The organism is Roseicyclus sp., assembly GCF_018402035.1.
In the GTDB taxonomy this organism is placed as follows: domain Bacteria; phylum Pseudomonadota; class Alphaproteobacteria; order Rhodobacterales; family Rhodobacteraceae; genus Roseicyclus.
Map to the genome: position 1 here is coordinate 122,783 of NZ_JAGYJN010000002.1, position 16,404 is coordinate 139,186.

The 16,404-nt window shown below is 59.6% G+C and carries 26 protein-coding genes and 4 pseudogenes; 25 read left to right on the forward strand and 5 right to left on the reverse strand.

The window, feature by feature from the left end:
- Nucleotides 1-24 precede the first annotated feature (24 nt).
- Nucleotides 25-297, forward strand: a pseudogene (locus KG698_RS15775) (aldehyde dehydrogenase family protein); the annotation flags it as partial.
- A 52-nt stretch (nt 298-349) separates the two neighbouring features.
- Entirely contained in the window at nt 350-574 is a 225-nt protein-coding gene (locus tag KG698_RS15485) for an aldehyde dehydrogenase family protein (protein ID WP_300982912.1), read from the forward strand.
- Between the two features lie 10 nt (nt 575-584).
- Here KG698_RS15485 and KG698_RS04665 read toward each other — a convergent pair whose 3' ends face one another.
- Together KG698_RS04665 and KG698_RS15780 are read right to left on the reverse strand one after the other, a co-directional pair.
- Nucleotides 585-1,028 carry a LysR substrate-binding domain-containing protein gene (locus KG698_RS04665; protein WP_213684410.1) on the reverse strand — a complete coding sequence of 148 codons (444 nt, stop codon included), beginning with the start codon at nt 1,026-1,028 and terminating at the stop codon, nt 585-587.
- A gap of 265 nt (nt 1,029-1,293) precedes the next feature.
- Nucleotides 1,294-1,440: pseudogene (locus tag KG698_RS15780) on the reverse strand (LysR family transcriptional regulator); the annotation flags it as partial.
- Here KG698_RS15780 and KG698_RS04675 point away from each other — a divergent pair.
- The 9 genes and pseudogenes from KG698_RS04675 (at nt 1,415) to KG698_RS04715 (ending at nt 5,231) form a co-directional block, all read left to right on the forward strand.
- Nucleotides 1,415-2,167: a hypothetical protein gene (locus tag KG698_RS04675; protein ID WP_213684411.1), complete on the forward strand. Its 753-nt coding sequence runs from the start codon at nt 1,415-1,417 to the stop codon at nt 2,165-2,167. The pseudogene KG698_RS15780 and the gene KG698_RS04675 sit on opposite strands and share 26 nt — an antisense overlap.
- Nucleotides 2,168-2,181: 14 nt before the next feature.
- On the forward strand, nt 2,182-2,379 hold the full coding sequence (locus tag KG698_RS04680) for a hypothetical protein (protein WP_213684412.1): 198 nt from the start codon (nt 2,182-2,184) through the stop codon (nt 2,377-2,379).
- 79 nt (nt 2,380-2,458) lie between these two features.
- The gene (locus KG698_RS04685; RefSeq protein WP_213684413.1) at nt 2,459-2,611 is read left to right on the forward strand and encodes a hypothetical protein; all 153 of its coding nucleotides are present in this window, start codon (nt 2,459-2,461) and stop codon (nt 2,609-2,611) included.
- Nucleotides 2,612-2,658: 47 nt separating this feature from the next.
- Nucleotides 2,659-3,110 (forward strand): annotated as a pseudogene (locus KG698_RS04690) (ABC transporter ATP-binding protein); the annotation flags it as partial.
- Nucleotides 3,111-3,261: 151 nt separating this feature from the next.
- On the forward strand, nt 3,262-3,747 hold the full coding sequence (locus tag KG698_RS04695; RefSeq protein ID WP_213684415.1) for a TOBE domain-containing protein: 486 nt from the start codon (nt 3,262-3,264) through the stop codon (nt 3,745-3,747).
- 41 nt (nt 3,748-3,788) lie between these two features.
- The gene (locus KG698_RS04700; RefSeq protein WP_213684416.1) at nt 3,789-4,130 is read left to right on the forward strand and encodes a hypothetical protein; all 342 of its coding nucleotides are present in this window, start codon (nt 3,789-3,791) and stop codon (nt 4,128-4,130) included.
- Between the two features lie 20 nt (nt 4,131-4,150).
- Nucleotides 4,151-4,477 (forward strand): ABC transporter permease subunit, encoded by a 327-nt coding sequence (locus KG698_RS04705; protein ID WP_213684417.1) that lies wholly within the window; start codon nt 4,151-4,153, stop codon nt 4,475-4,477.
- Nucleotides 4,477-4,617, forward strand: a complete 141-nt coding sequence (locus tag KG698_RS04710; RefSeq protein ID WP_213684418.1) for a hypothetical protein — start codon at nt 4,477-4,479, stop codon at nt 4,615-4,617. Before KG698_RS04705 ends, KG698_RS04710 begins: the two co-directional genes overlap by 1 nt.
- Nucleotides 4,614-5,231, forward strand: a complete 618-nt coding sequence (locus KG698_RS04715) for an ABC transporter permease (protein WP_213684419.1) — start codon at nt 4,614-4,616, stop codon at nt 5,229-5,231. The genes KG698_RS04710 and KG698_RS04715 overlap by 4 nt, the downstream gene beginning before the upstream one ends.
- Nucleotides 5,232-6,074: 843 nt before the next feature.
- On the opposite strand, the gene KG698_RS04720 is transcribed toward KG698_RS04715, so the two are convergent.
- Complete coding sequence (locus KG698_RS04720) at nt 6,075-6,854, reverse strand: hypothetical protein (protein WP_213684420.1); 780 nt, start codon at nt 6,852-6,854, stop codon at nt 6,075-6,077.
- Between the two features lie 767 nt (nt 6,855-7,621).
- Between KG698_RS04720 and KG698_RS04725 the strand changes: the two genes are divergently transcribed.
- From KG698_RS04725 to KG698_RS04735, 4 genes are all read left to right on the forward strand, one after another.
- Complete coding sequence (locus KG698_RS04725; RefSeq protein WP_213684421.1) at nt 7,622-7,951, forward strand: hypothetical protein; 330 nt, start codon at nt 7,622-7,624, stop codon at nt 7,949-7,951.
- A 68-nt stretch (nt 7,952-8,019) separates the two neighbouring features.
- Nucleotides 8,020-8,832, forward strand: coding sequence for a hypothetical protein (locus KG698_RS04730; RefSeq protein WP_213684422.1), 813 nt, complete (start codon nt 8,020-8,022; stop codon nt 8,830-8,832).
- Nucleotides 8,833-8,878: 46 nt separating this feature from the next.
- A complete protein-coding gene (locus tag KG698_RS15490) occupies nt 8,879-9,667 on the forward strand; it encodes a hypothetical protein (protein ID WP_300982914.1) in 789 nt (262 codons plus the stop codon).
- The gene (locus tag KG698_RS04735; RefSeq protein ID WP_367114049.1) at nt 9,585-10,379 is read left to right on the forward strand and encodes a DEAD/DEAH box helicase; all 795 of its coding nucleotides are present in this window, start codon (nt 9,585-9,587) and stop codon (nt 10,377-10,379) included. Before KG698_RS15490 ends, KG698_RS04735 begins: the two co-directional genes overlap by 83 nt.
- Before the next feature lie 437 nt (nt 10,380-10,816).
- On the opposite strand, the gene KG698_RS04740 is transcribed toward KG698_RS04735, so the two are convergent.
- Nucleotides 10,817-10,963 (reverse strand): hypothetical protein, encoded by a 147-nt coding sequence (locus KG698_RS04740; protein ID WP_213684424.1) that lies wholly within the window; start codon nt 10,961-10,963, stop codon nt 10,817-10,819.
- Nucleotides 10,963-11,340: a hypothetical protein gene (locus KG698_RS04745; RefSeq protein ID WP_213684425.1), complete on the reverse strand. Its 378-nt coding sequence runs from the start codon at nt 11,338-11,340 to the stop codon at nt 10,963-10,965. The genes KG698_RS04740 and KG698_RS04745 overlap by 1 nt, the downstream gene beginning before the upstream one ends.
- 574 nt (nt 11,341-11,914) lie before the next feature.
- Between KG698_RS04745 and KG698_RS04750 the strand changes: the two are divergent.
- From KG698_RS04750 to KG698_RS04775, 10 genes and pseudogenes are all read left to right on the forward strand, one after another.
- Nucleotides 11,915-12,371, forward strand: a pseudogene (locus KG698_RS04750) (DUF2924 domain-containing protein).
- A complete protein-coding gene (locus KG698_RS15785; RefSeq protein ID WP_367114034.1) occupies nt 12,368-12,547 on the forward strand; it encodes a hypothetical protein in 180 nt (59 codons plus the stop codon). Before KG698_RS04750 ends, KG698_RS15785 begins: the two are co-directional and overlap by 4 nt.
- A complete protein-coding gene (locus tag KG698_RS15790) occupies nt 12,531-12,704 on the forward strand; it encodes a recombinase family protein (protein ID WP_367114035.1) in 174 nt (57 codons plus the stop codon). Before KG698_RS15785 ends, KG698_RS15790 begins: the two co-directional genes overlap by 17 nt.
- Nucleotides 12,673-12,975: a recombinase family protein gene (locus KG698_RS15795; protein ID WP_367114036.1), complete on the forward strand. Its 303-nt coding sequence runs from the start codon at nt 12,673-12,675 to the stop codon at nt 12,973-12,975. Before KG698_RS15790 ends, KG698_RS15795 begins: the two co-directional genes overlap by 32 nt.
- Entirely contained in the window at nt 12,899-13,492 is a 594-nt protein-coding gene (locus KG698_RS15800) for a recombinase family protein (RefSeq protein ID WP_367114037.1), read from the forward strand. Before KG698_RS15795 ends, KG698_RS15800 begins: the two co-directional genes overlap by 77 nt.
- Nucleotides 13,461-13,694, forward strand: coding sequence for a hypothetical protein (locus KG698_RS15805; RefSeq protein ID WP_367114038.1), 234 nt, complete (start codon nt 13,461-13,463; stop codon nt 13,692-13,694). The genes KG698_RS15800 and KG698_RS15805 overlap by 32 nt, the downstream gene beginning before the upstream one ends.
- Nucleotides 13,694-14,074 (forward strand): hypothetical protein, encoded by a 381-nt coding sequence (locus tag KG698_RS04760; protein ID WP_213684426.1) that lies wholly within the window; start codon nt 13,694-13,696, stop codon nt 14,072-14,074. Before KG698_RS15805 ends, KG698_RS04760 begins: the two co-directional genes overlap by 1 nt.
- A 571-nt stretch (nt 14,075-14,645) precedes the next feature.
- Nucleotides 14,646-14,789: a hypothetical protein gene (locus KG698_RS04765; protein ID WP_213684427.1), complete on the forward strand. Its 144-nt coding sequence runs from the start codon at nt 14,646-14,648 to the stop codon at nt 14,787-14,789.
- Nucleotides 14,786-15,139 carry a hypothetical protein gene (locus KG698_RS04770; protein ID WP_213684428.1) on the forward strand — a complete coding sequence of 118 codons (354 nt, stop codon included), beginning with the start codon at nt 14,786-14,788 and terminating at the stop codon, nt 15,137-15,139. Before KG698_RS04765 ends, KG698_RS04770 begins: the two co-directional genes overlap by 4 nt.
- A 579-nt stretch (nt 15,140-15,718) precedes the next feature.
- The gene (locus KG698_RS04775; RefSeq protein ID WP_213684429.1) at nt 15,719-16,231 is read left to right on the forward strand and encodes a hypothetical protein; all 513 of its coding nucleotides are present in this window, start codon (nt 15,719-15,721) and stop codon (nt 16,229-16,231) included.
- Nucleotides 16,232-16,404: the final 173 nt, after the last annotated feature.

Sequence of the window (16,404 nt, forward strand, 5' to 3'; positions counted from 1 at the left end):
TGCTGGTGGAGCGGTCGGCCTATCATGTGGCCGTGGAGCATAGCCACGCAGACGGCAGAGGCCACACCTGTTGGCGATCCCGCGGCACCCGGCCTGGCATCTGGGCCTCCCTCGCCTCTGCGCGCCAGTATGAGACCGTGCAGGGTTTTATCAGTGCCGGGATCCAAGAGGCGCGCGGCTGGTCGCAGGGGGCCTTGGGAGGCCCGAAGGGAAAGAGCGCGGTATTTTGCCCGCCCCACTGTCTTTGCCGATGTCACCCCAAACATGCGGATCGCGCGCGAGGAGATTTTTGGGCCGGTCCTGACCATCATACCCTTCGACACCGAGGAGGAGGCTATCCGCCTCGCCAATGACACCGGATTTCGGCCTTGCCGGATATGTTCAGACTGCGGACCCCGCCCGCGCCAAGCGCATCGCCCGAGGCCTGCGCTGCGGTGTTGTGGTGCTAAACGGGGCTGTCCGCGCCCCGGGCAGCCCCTTTGGTGGCATGAAGCACTCTGGCAACGGGCGCGAGGGCGGGCGCTGGGGGTTGGAGGAGTTTCTGGAGGTGAAGGCCGTCAGCGGCTGGCCCTGAGGCGGGAGGGTCAGATGGGCGGGGGGATTTCCTCGCGCACCCAAGGGAATACCGCCGCAGTTGCCTCACGCCACACAAGATAGAGTGTACGGTGAAAAACCGGCGCTCTATGCACCATATGTAGGGCACCTGACCTTAAGTGTTGCGTGACTAAGGGTTCGGGCAAATAGGCCGAACCGCCATGTTCGATCAGATGCTCCAGCGCCCAGGCGCTGGTAGAAAAGGTGATGCTGGCTGTCTTAGCCTCAGGGTAGGCGAGGGCGTGCTGGCGGCGGAATTCCGCCCCCAGATCGACAAAGATGTAATCCGGGTCCCATTTATTCACATGGCGCGGGATCAGCGACACACAGACGATCCGCTCCTGCGCCAATTCCCGCAGGTCCAGACCAGGCGCAGACACAGGCTCTAGCGTCAGGGCCGCATCGGTTATGCCGGTGCCTAGCCATGCGATCAACTCGGCCCGGCGGCCGGGGCGCCCTCATAGGCGATGCCGGGATGCGCCGCACGGGCTGAATATAGCCAGTTCTGCCCGCCGCATGCCACAGGTCAAATTCGCAGGCAAAGCTGAACAGACCCATATATCCCACAGGGAGATTGATGGCGTTCTTCGCCTGTTTCCAGCCATTTACCACCAGTTCTGCATGGGGCCGCAGCTCGAATCCCGCCCGCGTCATCCGTGCGCCGCGACGCTCGCGCACCAGCAACTGCCGACCCAGCGCCGACTCCAGCGCGTCCAGCCGCGCGGAGATGGTCGAATGCGTGACATCCAGCCGCTCGGCGGCTTTGTTGAGGTTGCCCGTTTCCAGCACAGCGAGGAATGTTTCGAGGAACGTCAGGTTCATGGATGACAAGGCCCGTAGGTTCATATTTCTCGAATTAATTCATCATAAAGTTTCGTTATCAAGTTGCAAAGCGTTTTGGCATCGTGGGATCCATGAAAAATCGGCTCAGGAGATGCCCGTGTTAAAACTTCAAGGTAGCGCTAAAGGTCTTGGACTGTCGCGCCGTCAGCTACTTGTCGGGGGCAAGCCTTTGGCTGCACCCGCCCTTTTGTCACGCGCCGCGTTTGCTCAAAATCGCCCGCTGAATTTTCTGACCTGGGGTGGGCGGTTCGGCGAGGGTGTGCGCGCGGCCTTCTCGGACCCGTTCACCGCCACCAGCGGTATCGCGGTTGAGGATATCACCCCCATAACTACGGCCGTTTCATCACGGCGATGCAAAACAACAATCCTGAGAATTTCGACCTCGCCTGGTTCTCGGATGAGGTGGAGCCTGCGCGGGCCGGTGCCCTCGGCTTTGTCAGAGGCGTTGGACTACAGCCTGATGCCTCATGCCTCAAACGCGCGGGCCAGTGCGCGGCAGGAATTTGGCGTGAGCCCTTATGTGACCACCTACCAGATCGGTTTCCGCACCGACCTATGGAGCAGGACGCCTACGTCTTGGGCTGATTTCTGGGATGTCGAGACGTTCCTCGGCCCCCGCTCGCTGGGCACCAGTGTAATGGGTGTGCTGGAGGCGGCGCTGATGGCTGACGGCGTGGCTCCAGAAGACCTTTATCCCATTGATGAGGAGCGCGCTCTACCGCAAGCTTGACGAGATCAAGCGGCATGTGCGGGTGTTCCACAATACCTGCCGCGCAGCCCGCGCGCCAGCAGCTCTATCAGGGCGAGATTGCCATGATCTTGTCCTGGAGCTCGGATTTCATCGCGCAGAGGGTGGCTGGAGAGGCTATCGACGTGGTGTGGAACGGCGGGTTCTATTTCAGCCCCTCGGTGGGTATCGCCAAAGGCCTCGCCGTATCGTGAGCAGGCGCATGCCTATCTTGACCAGTTCTTCCAGCATGACCGGCTCTTGAACTTCGTTAACGTATGGCCGACGACGCCCGTGGTCGACTCAGTAGCCGAGGCCATGACCGAGGAAGAGCGTGCCCGGACCGCAGCGGGCAACCTTGACCAGATGGTGAACCTTGACCGCGCACATTACCTTGTCAATCAGGAAAGCCTACAAGAGCGCTACGACTCTTGGCGGGTTCTTTGAGCCGCAACTGGTATCAGGATCGGTTCCGCAAAGGTAAGGACGCTTGAATGGCGAATGAAACCGTCGGTGGCGCACGTGGAGCCACCGTCGTCGTGACCGACCTCCGCAAGCTTTACGGGCAAGTCCACGCCCTGAGCGGAGTGAACCTAACGATTGGCGCGGGCGAGTTCGTGTCACTGTTGGGGGCATCGGGCAGCGGGAAATCGACCCTGCTGAAGTTGATTGCGGGGCTGGAGAATGCGTCATCAGGGCAGATCCTTCTTGGTGGCAGAGATGCGACGCGCCTGCCGTCAGAGAAGCGCGACATAGGGATGGTATTTCAGGACTATGCGCTGTTTCCCTCAATGACCGTGGCGCAGAATATCGCATTTCCGCTGCGGATGCGCCGGGTGCCCGCAGACACGCAGTGCCGGCACATCGCGCGGGTGGCGGCGATGGTGGGAATTGAGGCATTTCTTGATCGCAAGCCGTCGCAACTTTCGGGGGCCAGCAACAGCGCGTGGCCATCGCGCGGGCCATTGTGTTCGACCCTAAGATCCTGCTTTTGGACGAACCGTTGTCAGCGCTGGACAAGAACCTGCGCGAACAGACCAAAGGCGAGTTAAAGTCCCTACATGAGCGGCTGGGGGTGACGATCATCTACGTCACGCATGACCAGTCCGGAAGCGCTGGCCATGTCCGACCGAATTGCGGTGCTGGATCAGGGCGACATTGTGGATGTGGGCACGCCCACGGGCCTTTATTCCGCACCAAGGACGGCGTTTCTGGCGACATTCCTGGGCCAAGCGAACCTGTTGCCAGTGACCATCGACACCCGCACCGAAGACGACTGCACCGCCAGCTCAGCTTGGGGTCGCTTCACCTTGCCCAGCGCACGCTTATCGCCAGAGTTGAACGCGGCCCCCGGCACGGCAGCCCTTGCAGTGATCCGGCCCGAACACCTGACGGTTGCCGAGGGGGAGGGGCCGCCCAGTGCCATCCGCATTGCCGTTACGGTGACGCAGGCGCTCTATAACGGTTCCGAGACGATCTACAGTGCCACCTGTAACGGCGAGCGGCCTCGTACTGACGCTACGCGACAACCGGCCGGGGCGGGCGATCTTTGCGGTTGGGGCATCGATGCCGCTGAATGTTGATCTGTCGCACGGGTTTATTGTGCCGGCTGCGGGGGCGGGACATGATCGCGGGACGGGCGCACCTATTTTGGCTGCTTCCCGGTCTTATTGCCATGGCGGTGCTGTTCGTTTGGCCCATCGCCGGGCTGGTGGTGCTTAGCCTTGATGTGCCAGCGAGCGCCGTAAGCCCCTATGCCTTCATCTTGAACGAACCGATCTATCGCCGTGTGATGTTTAACACCGCGATCTCCTCGCTGGGCACGACGTTCCTGTGCCTTCTGATCGGATATCCGGTTGCCTATGCGATTCATCACCATCCGGCCGCCGTGGCGGTCGATCGTGCTAGGGTCGGTGCTATTTTCCCTATGCAGTGGGCACTATGCCGCGCGCGTTTTCGTGGATAGTGCTGCTGGGGGACCGTGGGGTGGTCAACCGCACCTTGATGCAGGTGTTTGACTGGCGCGAGCCGATCCAGATGCTTTACAATCAAAGCGGCGTGCTGATCGGTATGACGCATGTCATGCTGCCCTACATGGTGTTGACGCTGCTGGCGTCGATGTCGCGGGTGCCGCCGCAACTGGTGCCTGCGGCGCGCACGCTGGGTGCCGGGCCGCTGCGCGCCTTCACCAACGTCTTTCTGCCGCTGACCATGCCGGGTGTGCTTGCGGGGGTGATGATGACCTTCATTTTTCGCTGGGCTTCTTTGTCGTGCCTGCCATCTTGGGCGGCGCGCAGCAAACGACAGTTGTGATGATCCTGCGCGACCTGACGCTGGGCCTCGGTCGCTGGGGCATCGGGTCGGCGCTTTCGATCTCTGTTATCATCATCTGCATTGTCGGGGCGGCGATCTATGTGCCGCTGGCTCGCATTGGCGAGGTGGAGGATCAATGACCCCGCTGGGACGCCTTGCCACCGCCACTATCGCCAGCATGTTCCTGTGCCTTGTTGTGCTCTATATGGTCGCCCCTATCCTTGTGGGCGCCAGCGTATCGGTAACGCGGGGAGAGTTCCTTGCCTTCCCGCCACAGGGGTTCTCCAACCGTTGGTTTGCCAACATCGCTTCGGACAGGCTGTGGCGCGCCGCCTTCTTCAACAGTTTGATCATCGGCACATTGGCTACCTGCATTGCGACCATTTTGGGCACGCTGACCGCTTATGGCATGGCCCTGACGCAGAACCCTGTCCTGCGGCGCACGCTGATTGTGCTGTTCATCTTGCCGCTGGCGGTGCCGCACATGTCGCTAGCGATGGCCTTCTACCCGGTTTTTGCAAAACTGGGGCTGATCGGCACGCATCTGGGCGTGTCCCTCGCGCAGGGCCTGTTCGCCATTCCGCTGGTGGTGCTGGCAGTGCTGCCCGTTATCCGGCGGCGCGACCTGCAATTGGAACGCGCCGCGCGCACGCTTGGCGCCGGGCCTTTGGCGAGCTTTTTATCTGGTGATGTTGCCCATCATGCTGCCCGGCATCGCGGTTGGTGCTGCGCTTTCGTTCATGATCTCATTTGATGATGTGACCGCGCCGATATTTCTCTCTGGCTCCACTGCAGGGACACTGCCGAAGATGATGCTGGATGCGCTCGCGTTGAACAGCGATCCCTCGGTGATGGCCGCCTCAACCGTGATCGCTATGCTAGGCCTTGGTCTTTTCTTGATCGGGGCTGGGCGCAGGCCCGGCCGCGGGGGTAGCGGGCCTGAAAAATGCGAGTTTGTGCCAAAAGCTAAAGCAGCGCGGACCAGCCTCTGCTCCGACATGGGTTGGACGTTTTGGCAACTTTCGGAGCGGTCATGCCGAGGGTTTGCTGTGGAATATCGATGCCACGGTTGATAAGCAATCTACACAGCCTGGGGCAGTGGGCGTTTCCACAGCCGTAGTGGAACCTTAGGGTCCTGATCTGAAATAAGGGCAGCCTTCCATAATCCCTCTGCTCATAGGGCCGTGCCTCCCATAGGGCGGTGCCTTCGGCCTGTTTGGCGAATATGGTCTGGTGCGGCTTTCAGGGATCGATGCCTTGATATTGAGCATTCGCAACTCGGGCGTTGAAAGAAGCCGGCGCATTGTCTGTGGCAAACCAAATCTGTGCGCTCTTCGCCTTTATACCAAGGACTTCGCGCCCTCTTGCTTCCACAGTGCTTCCACGGGTTTTGGAAACGCAAACGCCGCGCCGGAGGGCGGCTCATAAGAGTCTGATACATTTGTGTATTTTGGTTGCGGGGGCTGGATTTGAATCTGTGGCCTTCAGGTTATAAGCTAATTCCAAAGCATTTACGTTATGGAATTACAACATTTTAACTATGCCTCCTTCCCGTCAGATCGAAATTTTGCATAGTCACTAACCTTGGCTGATTTCGTTAAAAATGCACCAAATCAGCGCGTAGCTGCCCAACTGCCGTTGTCTGCCACACTCGTTGAGGGAATGTTAAGGTCGGCAGTTGTGCTGAGCCTCCCCATCTGAATTGGTCCACCGTTATGTTTAGGAGACGGAGGACAAGGAATGGCGAACAAGCGGCACAAGCCCGAGGAAATAGTTCAGAAGCTGCGGCAGGTTGACTGATATAGCCATCGATATCCTGCAGCGGAATGACAAGCCGGTGGCCTGCGTCCAGGCGCAGGGCGAGCGGTGTAACCTGCTTGGCCGCAAGATATGGATGATCGCCTGGCGCCGGATGCGCGCTCGCCCAGATCCGCGCGGCGCGCGCAGCAGCTTCGTCTGCCCGGCTTGGCGCGGGCGCGGCATCGTCGACAGGATTGCGCTCAAGCGGCGCCTCGGGCAGTGCCAGTTGCGGCTTGCAAGGATCGTTCGCCGGCATGTCCGACGGACCTGTGCGGCGGCCCACAGGCTGGTGGCGCGTAGCCATGCCAATCCGGTCAGCAACCCATTCGGCGGCATCCTCGCGGCGCATGCCGAGATCGCGACCGACCAGCTCCGGGAACCAACCGCCTCGACCTTCCTCGTGGTCGAACCACATGCCGGCACGCGCACCGGAGACGACCACCGAGAGGCTGCCCTTGCGGCCCCAGCGCCATTCCTGACCTGCGCGGAACGTGGGCTTGCCCAACAGCTCGACCGCGAGCTCCGGCACCCGTACGCGCAGTTCTGCATCGAAAGCCCGCCAATCCCGCCCTCTCATCGCTGCCCCCGCGGGACTGGGCGCATGCACGCCGGTCGGCTGGAGGGCCGGGGCAGCATGGCGCAGGAGATGGCGAAGAGGGGCGGACACGGGGCTCTACAACCGGATGAGGGGCGTCGTTGCCCTCGGTTCTGCCGCCCTGCAGGCCACCTCCGCGACGTTGAAACCGGTCCGCCCAGATTTTGGCCACGACGCCGGGAGGGGTGAGCTCTTCAATTAATGCATTGAAATCATGAGGAATAAAGGGTGGACCCCAGACGCCGGAACCGCCTATTCTCGGGCTGGCGAGACCACGCGGCGCGGAGGTGGGGTCACCCCTCATCCGCGCGAACGGGGTGAACGGTTCCACCCACTCAAGGCCTGTGGCGAAACGGGTGGACCCCCAGCCAAGCACCCTCGCCATTGGAAGCGCAGCCTGGAGCTTCAGGATGCTAAGCGAGGCGCCCTTGGCCGAAACCGTTGGGCCCGACAACGGTTTGCAGGGACATCACACGGCCGCGACAAGGTCGCCATAGGCAGTGTTTAAACTGCCAACAGTGCTCAGACGAGTGCCAACCTCGTTTGCGGGGAAACGAGGTTCATCCGGCGCTTGTATTCAATGGCCGCTCACAGGCTGCGTTCGGATGCCATACTCGGAGCGATTCACGATCCACACGACGATCCGGCGCAATTGCATGGGCTTAGGTTCCTCGCCACGCGCAAGCCGCCCATCAAGCACAGCACGCAGGATGCCAATATCAGCACCACCTGCGGTTCAGGCGGGCGTCGTGTATCCGGCCACGCCGGAGGCCGAGGTCAGCGGAGGTAGTGGTGTTGTGCTTGTCAACACCACTCTCCCAGCCGCGCTTCGCCACCTCACCCCGCGTCAGGGCCTCATCATGTTCATCGCCCAGATGCCACCGTCCATCTACCCCGGAATCAACCCCTTGATCTGCTTTGCTCGGCCATGTAGCGGCACCGGCAAGCTTGAGGACTTCGGCGGGCAAAAGCCGTTGGGACCGTCAACGGCTTTTCTTGGCCATCTCTATTTGTTCGCTACCAAATATGCCGCGTCACCATTATGCGGAGTTCTGGGTTTCAAGCTGTTGTTCTGCTGAATCATTTTCGGTTTTCCGCTTTGGATAATCATGATGCCTCTGCTCTCAACCGCAGAAGAACATCTCCCATGAACTCCCCCTCGAACTCTCCGCTCGGCGATCCGATCGACGAGCGGCTGACCTGCTTACGCCTGTCGCTTTCGCGCTTTATGCTGGACCGGACGGAAAGCTCTGGGTGGAAATCGCAGTTGGCAGACAGAAGCGACATTGAGGCGGAGTTGGCGCGGGTTCGAGCCCGTCTGGCCGATCTGGATGTCGAACGAGTGCAGCTTCAGCGCGACGTTGCAGCGCTGGAGGCTCGTCTCGCTGCAGAGCAGGTGCCGGCAGTGAGACAATCCTCATTCGAGAACGCCCCTGTCACTAATTCCTCGCCGTCGCGCGACAAGATCGATCTGTTCCGACGGCTGTTTGCCGGTCGGCCTGACGTGTTCCCAGTGCGATGGGAAAACAGAAAGACTGGTCGCTCCGGGTATTCGCCCGCCTGCGCCAACGAATGGGTGAAAGGGATCTGCGGCAAGCCGAAGGTCAAATGCGGAGAATGCCCCCATCAGAAGTTCATCCCGCCGAATGAAAGCGTCATAGAAAAACACCTGCGCGGCGACGATGGTCGGGGCGGGGATTTTGTCGCTGGTGTCTATCCTTTGCTGCCCGGCGATACATGCTGGTTCCTGGCTGCGGATTTTGACAAGGCGTCCTGGAATGAAGACGCCAATGCGCTGCTTGAAACCTGCCGGGGGAAGGGCGTGCCCGCAGCGCTGGAACGGTCGAGGTCAGGAAACGGAGGGCATGTCTGGATCTTCTTCTCTGAATCGGTCTCCGCTCGTTTGGCGCGCCAGCTTGGATCCGTCCTGATCACGGAAACGATGGAGCGACTGGCCTGAAATCGGCTTCGCCTCCTATGATCGGCTGTTTCCGAACCAGGATACGATGCCGATTGGCGGCTTCGGAAATCTGATCGCGCTGCCGCTCCAAAACACCGCACGCAAAGTTGGCAACAGCGTCTTTGTGGACGCGGACATGCAGCCACATGGTGATCAGTGGGCCTTTTTGTCTTCCTTGCCGAGAATGACGATGGCGGCGGTGACCGACCTCGTCGAAGCGGCAGAGCATTCCGGGCGAGTGCTGGGCGTCCGCATGCCGGTGGAAGACGAGCAAGCAGACGAACCGTGGAAAATGTCGCCCTCGCGCCGCACTATACCGACCCGACTGGATGTGCCCATCCCGCAGACAATCAAGGTGACGGTCGCGGATCAGATTTACATTGACCAGTCCGACCTTCCATCAGCCATGATTGCCCAACTGGCGCGACTGGCCGCGTTCCAGAACCCCGAATTTTACCGCGCACAAGCGATGCGGTTGCCGACATTTGGAAAGCCGCGCATTGTGTCCTGCGCCGAGCTGCATCCCCGGCACATCGCACTGCCGCGTGGCTGCTTTGACGAGGTGGCCGGGTTCCTCGCCGATCACGGAGCGAAGGTCGAACTTGAGGATTTGCGTGAGGAAGGCACCGCAATACCGGAGACTGTGCGGTTCCGCGGTGAACTCCGCCAGCAGCAGTCGCGGGCATTCGATGCCCTTGATCAAGCACGATACCGGCGTGCTGGCAGCCACCACCGCCTTCGGCAAGACGGTCGTGGCCTCGGCGCTGATCGCGCATCGCACCCGCAACACGCTGGTTCTGGTTCACCGCCGGGAATTGCTGAGCCAATGGGTTGAACGGCTTGGCTCGTTCCTACAGATTGATCCCAAGCAGATCGGCACCATCGGCGGCGGGAAACGCAGACCCACCGGTGTGATCGACGTGGCGCTGATCCAAAGTCTCGTTCGCAAGGGTGAAGTTGACGACATCGTTGCCGATTATGGCCATATTGTCGTCGATGAATGCCATCACCTGTCTGCTGTGAGCTTTGAGGTTGTCGCCCGCAGATCGAAAGCGCGTTATGTTGTCGGTTTGTCGGCAACCGTCGCCCGAAAGGACGGGCATCATCCGATCATCTTCATGCAATGCGGCCCGGTGCGCCATCAGGTAAGCGCCAAATCGCAAGCCGCCGAAAGTGGCCTTCGCCACCGGGCGCGGGAACGTCACACGAGATTCCGGTTACAGGACACGCTCGCCATGGCCGAACGCCCGTCCATGCCTGCAATCTATGCAGCACTGGCGGAGGACGAGGCCCGAAATGATCTGATCTTCCATGACGTGCTGAAATCGCTTGAGGCCAAGCGCTCGCCGATTGTCTTGACCGAACGAAAGGACCACCTCGACTATCTCCAGAAACGGTTCTCAGGGTTTGCCAGAAATATCGTGGTGCTTCGGGGCGCCATGTCGGCAAAGGACCGGAAGGTAGCGCAAGTGGCGTTGAGCGTTGCCGATGATGAAGAACGGCTGATACTCGCGACAGGTCGCTACATCGGCGAGGGGCTTCGATGATGCTCGTCTCGATACCCTGTTTCTGACCATGCCGATCGCCTGAAGGGCACGCTGGCGCAGTATGTCGGTAGATTACACCGACAACATGACGACAAGAAAGACGTGCTGGTGGTCGACTATGTTGATAGTTCGGTTCCGGTTCTCGCGAGAATGGCGGCGAAGCGACGAACAGGTTACCGGGCTCTCGGATATGTCATGGAATAGCACCCCGCGGAAAGCGGGATACCATTCTTGCTCGAGCGTTCAGGGACGTTGCGCAGCGACGGCGAGGATCTGCATCTAACGCGGAATCAACCCCTTGATCTGCTTTGCTCGGCCATGTAACGGCGCCGGCAAGCTTGAGGGACTTCAGCGGGCAAAAGCCGTTGGGACCGTCAACGGCTTTTCTTGGCCATCTGTATTTGTTCGCTACCAAATCGCCCGGCGCCAGTACCGCGTCATCCCCTCTGCCGCAGATTCGGTCCGAGCACCCGCTTGGCACCACCACGCTGCGCAGACGGTAGGCGCACCAGCGTGGCCATGGCGTCGGCAAGCTTGTTTGACATTGGTTCTCCCTCAATCTGCTGCTCAAGAAACCAGTCCATCAGGCATTCCTTCTTGCCCTGGTTCCCGACGAAATCCCGAAATGCGCAATCGCAGCCTGCATCAGTTCGAGATAAGGCGTCGTATAGGGTGGCGCCTCCGCACCATCGGCAGGGCGGGCGACTTCGGGCACGTAGTCCGGCCAGATCGCCTTCACAAGAAAGCGCGGCATGCGGGTCTCGATGAACTCCCAGTCGCGTGCCGTAAGTCGATCATAGTACGGAGAATACTGCCCCTCTCGCCATTGCTCAGGACGAATGCTGGTGTGGTATCCAGAATGCAGACCGAAACCGCTTTCAAGACCCTGAGCCCAACCAGTTCGGGTCTCGGTGAAGCGACCTTGCGCAAGCAGGTCTCCGTCCCGCAGCGCCACGAGCAACTCTTTTTGCGCCTCAGATTTCCATTTTTCCAGAGGGTCTTGTGGCGGTCGCCATTCGCCATGCGTGGTCTCAGTCTTTTGGGAAGCCTAGCGGCTTCAGTCGCGCGCCGGGCGACCATGACATTTTGCACATGGGCCAACGCCTCTGCATAACTCCATTGGGTACGATCGAGCGTCTGCAGCGACATCGGCGGCCTCCTGATTCATATGAGCTTCACCGAACATAACGGGAACAAATAGACCCCTCAACCCTTTAAGATGTTACAAGGGTTGAGGGGTTCACCCTGCCGGCAATTGATGGGCTGACCGGTTCCAAGGTCGCAGACAGCAGTACAATCGGGCACCCATGGGTCATGATGTACGATCCAAAACCCAACCGCCGACCCAACCCGCTGCACCCCGACCGCATGACGGCGCATGAGCGCCGCACCGAGCTCTATGGCCTGCTGGCCACGGCAGTGGTGCGCCTCGCGGGCCGCGATCGCGACGATCTATCCCAGAATACTGGAGACCGTTCGCTACACTTGCCGCGCAAACAGAGCGGTACTGCAGCTCCAACTCACAGGAGATCTGCATGACGACACACGAACCCATCCTGGCGCGCTTGGCCGCCTTGAAAGCCATGTCTGTCAATGAGCTGAAGGCTGAATGGCAGGCGCTCTTCGATGCGCCAGCGCCGAACAACAGCCGCAACGTTCCTGGAAGGCCGTCTGGCTTACCGGATCCAGGAGTTGACCTACGGCGGCCCCGACAAGCAAACGCGCCGCCTGCTGGACCTGCTGGCCGACGAAGTCGAGGGCACGCTGACGCGCAAGGCGCAGATTGCTGATCCCCGGAACCCGGTAGTGGGCACCAAGCTCATCCGCGAATGGGATGGCGTCGCCCACACGGTCACCGTTCTCAGGGAAGGCTTTGAATGGGATGGCCGGCGCTACAAGTCGCTGTCTGCGGTGGCGCGCGCCATCACGGGCACGCGCTGGAACGGCTATCGCTTCTTTGGGCTGCGCGAGCGGAAACGGGGTGAGGCATGAAGGACGTGTCAACAAAACCCACCCGCCGCCTGCGCTGCGCCATCTACACCCGCAAGTCGAGCGAGGAAGGGCTCGAGCAGGAGTTCAACAGCCTGCATGCGCAACGGGAGGCCTGCGAGGCCTATATTGCCAGCCAGCGCTCCGAGGGCTGGGCGCTTGGTGCGCGATCAATATGATGATGGCGGCATCTCAGGCGGCACACTAGAGCGCCCTGCCCTGCAACAACTGCTGACCGATATCGAAGACGGCCTGGTCGACGTGGTCGTTGTCTACAAGATCGACCGTCTGTCAGCGCTCGCTGATGGACTTTTCCAAGCTGGTAGAGGTCTTTGACCGCAACGGCGTGACCTTCGTCTCGGTGACGCAGTCCTTCAACACGACCACCTCGATGGGGCGGCTGACGCTGAACATCCTGCTCAGCTTCGCCCAGTTCGAGCGCGAGGTCACCGCCGAGCGCATCCGCGACAAGGTGAAGGCCTCGCGCATGAAGGGCATGTGGATGGGCGGCTATGTGCCTCTCGGCTATGATGTCGTCGGACCGCAAGCTGGTGGTGAACGAAGAGGAAGCCGCCAAGGTCCGCATGGTTTTCGAGCGTTTTGTTGAGATCGGCTCTGCCACCGTGCTGGCCCGCGAACTGCGCAGCGATGGGTTCCGCAGCAAACAAGGCACGCTGATCGATAAGGGCTACCTCTACCGGCTGCTGAACAACCGCGTCTATCGTGGCGAGGCCGTGCACAAGGGCAAGGCCTATCCCGGAGAACACGAGGCCATCATCGACGCGCGCCTCTGGGATCAGGTCCATGCCATCATGAGCGAAAGCCCCCGCAAGCGGGCCAACAACAGCCGGACGCAAACGCCTGCGCTGCTGAAGGGGCTGCTGTTCACTGCCACCGGCGCAGCAATGACACCATCCAGCACTAAGAAGGGAACGCGCCGGTATCGCTACTACGTCTCTATGGACCTTCTGAAAAACCGCGAAACGCCCGAGGATGGCATCCCGCGGCGTTTGCCAGCCGATACGGCTGAGGCCGCCGTCATCACGGAAATCCGCCGTGTCCTGCGCACGCCGGAGACCACGGCGCAGGTTATTGCTGCGCTCGACCGCGAGATACATCCCTGAGGCGGATGCCATCGACGCCCTGCAGCAGTTCCCCCAGCTCTGGGAACAGCTATTTCCGGGCGAACAGGCCCGCATCATCCAGCTGCTGGTCCGGCGCGTCACCGTTACCGCCGAAGGTCTTGTCATTGATCTGCGCACTGACGGTATTGCAGGCGTCATGCGGGACATGATGACCCCACGCCAGCTTGAGGCTGCGGAATAATGGCAGCGCCCGACACCATCCAGGTTTTCGTGCCCCTCAAGCTGCGGAAGAAAAACGGGCGGCCGAAGATCATGCCGCCCGCCGATTACCTACCCAGCCAAGATCAAGCGCAAGACCCGCACATCCTGCGAGCCATCGGCCGGGCATGGGGCTGGCGTCGGCGCATGGAAGCAGGTGAGTTCGGCACCATTCAGGAACTGGCCGAGGCCGTTGGGTTGGCGGAACGCCATGTCAGCCGACAGCTGCGGCTCGCCTATCTGGCGCCGGAGGTACTGAAGCGACTGACCTGTGGACGCGAGGCCTCGGCGGTCAGCCTGTACGATTTGTCCTTTCTGGCGGGGGAAGGTTGGCAAGAGCAGGTGCGGCGCACGTTCAAATGACGGCGGGCGTCTGGCGTGGAAATGTAGGCACGGCATCCATTTCAGATGGTGCGGACGTTCGTGCCTTCTGCAGCTATTGCCGGGTGAGCACCCATAGTACAAATATTCTATGACGCGGCGAAGGTCTGCTTCTGGGCGCGTCTAAAATGACTGTGCTAAAGAAGGGTCTAACGATATGCATGGTAGAGGCTTGCCAAACTTGGGCTCTTTTTTGGGCATGGGTGGTGTGCGACATGGAACCACAGTCACCAACGTTGTATTTCTGTCGCCAATAGACTAACTAAGAAATAGACATTTTCGTTTTTCGGCGGCGTAGATGCGAAAACCTGCGAAAGCGGTCCACGGCTTTCCATAATAAAATGTAGCTAATATTTTCTGCATTAGGCATCTGATGTTTGGGAAGGTTGCCGATGCCATCGCGCAAGACCTCGTCAGATGTGACATTCTTTCATCCGTTTGTGGTCCCGGGATGCTCCGATGAACTGCCTGAAGGCGACTACGAAGTGTTGGCGCACAATGAGGTCATGCTGAGCTACAGCATTGCGGCATACCGACGGACAGCGAGTTTATATTGATCAATTGGCGCGCAGAAAAACCAGAGCTGCGCGCAGTGGATCACCAAGAGTTGGATCTGGCACAGGATCAGACCAGTGCAATTACAGACGTAATCAAAAACGGTGCGGCAGCGCTTTCTCTGTCAGAGGATCAAGAATGACATTTCCCGAATGGACTAAACCCAGTGTTTACGGTGCCTTCGTTGGTGCAGTTTCGGTATCTATTCTCGGCTTTACCTGGGGCGGCTGGACAACTTCAGGAGTTGCGCAGAAGATGGCTGATAACTTTGCCGCAGAGCAAGTCACCTCGGCTATGGTGCCGGTCTGTCTAGGCCTTTCAGAAGCTGATGCCGAACGCGTTGAAATACTGGCAACGCTTCGAGAAGCTTCCAGCTTTCAGCGGCGCAATGCGATGATGGAAACAGGCTGGGCCACATTGCCGGGTGCTGATGCTCCGAGCCGGGATCTGGCTGACGCATGTCTTGCGGAACTTGCTTTAGATGGATCGTAAATCACGACTCACAGAGCCTCGCGGTCCACATGTAATCGCTACCTACGCCCCTGCACAAACACCAACGATCACGGCCATATTTGTTGGTTCGATTTTGGCGGTCATACTGCTTTTTACGCCAGCGTTTGCCCAAACCGACGCACCCCCAATGCCTGAGAACGCCAGCGCCAAAAGTTACGGCGATGGATGGGAATGCAATATTGGGTTCCGGTTGGACGAAAATGCCTGCGTCGCTGTGATTGTGCCGCGAAACGCATATGACACGAACCGGCCCTACGGTTCCGGATGGGAATGTCTGCATGGGTTTCGCAGAACCGATGAAGCTGCATGTGTTGCAGTGGAGGTGCCTGAGGGTGGGTTCTTGGACCCGTCGGGAGAACGTTGGCGTTGTTTGCGCGGCTATATCAAGGTCGATGACACATGTCAGGAGATCGTGCTGCCAGCGAATGCATACTTGGCAGACGTCTCATATGGCTCCATGTGGACGTGCGAACGCGGATATTTGGCGTCTGGCGAGACATGCGAGCTAATAGAGGTTCCTGAAAACGCGCATCTGGACAGATCGGGCAACCGCTGGGAATGCGACAGGAATTTCCGAAAATCCAAGGGGCAGTGCGTGCTGAACAACTAGGCGCGAGCCACGGCAACTACCCACTGAAAAATGCGCAGGTGAGGACGATTCTGCCCTCCGTGCCAACGGATCAAAGGAAATCAATTCTGACACTGTCGACGAAACTAACAAAAAATATTCTGTTCAAAGCCTATGACGCCAAGCGGGAAACCCCGATGGATAAGACAACGCGGATCGTTAGGCAAATGGTCGACGAAGAAACGGAACAACGTGACGCCAAGAATTCTCGACTGCGTAATGCTCGCCTTGAAAGAGAAGCGAACACGCCCCCAGATACCAAAGCTCCCGCAGCATCAAATTGCGTCGCAAGAAAGCCGCTTCGACGCGGTAGCCAAACCTCGGAGGCTTTATTTGCGTTCAGTGCCCGGCTGGGCAAAAGGCACGTCAATCAGGCTAAAATCGACCATGGGTGTTCCCGGAACATCCAATCGTCCCAGCCGATCACAAGGATCCATCCGTGACAAACTCAGAACCTCCCTGAGAAAAATTCACTATATTTGCAATACTTATGTTGAAACGAAGGATAGGCGCATTTGGCAGACCGGCCTGAAAGTGGCAAGCTATTCAGAATACTCCACAGCATTGGAAGCACAAATCTGAGCCGAACGAGAGGCTCTATCAGAGAATTGCGCAC

Excerpts from the sequence above, each read along its gene's own strand:
- KG698_RS15485 (WP_300982912.1), top strand. The coding sequence starts at position 350 with ATGACACCGGATTTCGGCCTTGCCGGATATGTTCAGACTGCGGACCCC.
- KG698_RS04675 (WP_213684411.1), top strand. The coding sequence starts at position 1,415 with ATGGATGACAAGGCCCGTAGGTTCATATTTCTCGAATTAATTCATCAT.
- KG698_RS04680 (WP_213684412.1), top strand. The coding sequence starts at position 2,182 with ATGTGCGGGTGTTCCACAATACCTGCCGCGCAGCCCGCGCGCCAGCAG.
- KG698_RS04695 (WP_213684415.1), top strand. The coding sequence starts at position 3,262 with ATGACCAGTCCGGAAGCGCTGGCCATGTCCGACCGAATTGCGGTGCTG.
- KG698_RS04700 (WP_213684416.1), top strand. The coding sequence starts at position 3,789 with ATGATCGCGGGACGGGCGCACCTATTTTGGCTGCTTCCCGGTCTTATT.
- KG698_RS04710 (WP_213684418.1), top strand. The coding sequence starts at position 4,477 with ATGATCCTGCGCGACCTGACGCTGGGCCTCGGTCGCTGGGGCATCGGG.
- KG698_RS04715 (WP_213684419.1), top strand. The coding sequence starts at position 4,614 with ATGACCCCGCTGGGACGCCTTGCCACCGCCACTATCGCCAGCATGTTC.
- KG698_RS04720 (WP_213684420.1), bottom strand. The coding sequence starts at position 6,854 with ATGAGAGGGCGGGATTGGCGGGCTTTCGATGCAGAACTGCGCGTACGG.
- KG698_RS04730 (WP_213684422.1), top strand. The coding sequence starts at position 8,020 with ATGAACTCCCCCTCGAACTCTCCGCTCGGCGATCCGATCGACGAGCGG.
- KG698_RS15490 (WP_300982914.1), top strand. The coding sequence starts at position 8,879 with ATGCCGATTGGCGGCTTCGGAAATCTGATCGCGCTGCCGCTCCAAAAC.
- KG698_RS04740 (WP_213684424.1), bottom strand. The coding sequence starts at position 10,963 with ATGGACTGGTTTCTTGAGCAGCAGATTGAGGGAGAACCAATGTCAAAC.
- KG698_RS15785 (WP_367114034.1), top strand. The coding sequence starts at position 12,368 with ATGAAGGACGTGTCAACAAAACCCACCCGCCGCCTGCGCTGCGCCATC.
- KG698_RS15795 (WP_367114036.1), top strand. The coding sequence starts at position 12,673 with ATGGACTTTTCCAAGCTGGTAGAGGTCTTTGACCGCAACGGCGTGACC.
- KG698_RS15800 (WP_367114037.1), top strand. The coding sequence starts at position 12,899 with ATGTCGTCGGACCGCAAGCTGGTGGTGAACGAAGAGGAAGCCGCCAAG.
- KG698_RS04760 (WP_213684426.1), top strand. The coding sequence starts at position 13,694 with ATGGCAGCGCCCGACACCATCCAGGTTTTCGTGCCCCTCAAGCTGCGG.
- KG698_RS04770 (WP_213684428.1), top strand. The coding sequence starts at position 14,786 with ATGACATTTCCCGAATGGACTAAACCCAGTGTTTACGGTGCCTTCGTT.
- KG698_RS04775 (WP_213684429.1), top strand. The coding sequence starts at position 15,719 with ATGCGACAGGAATTTCCGAAAATCCAAGGGGCAGTGCGTGCTGAACAA.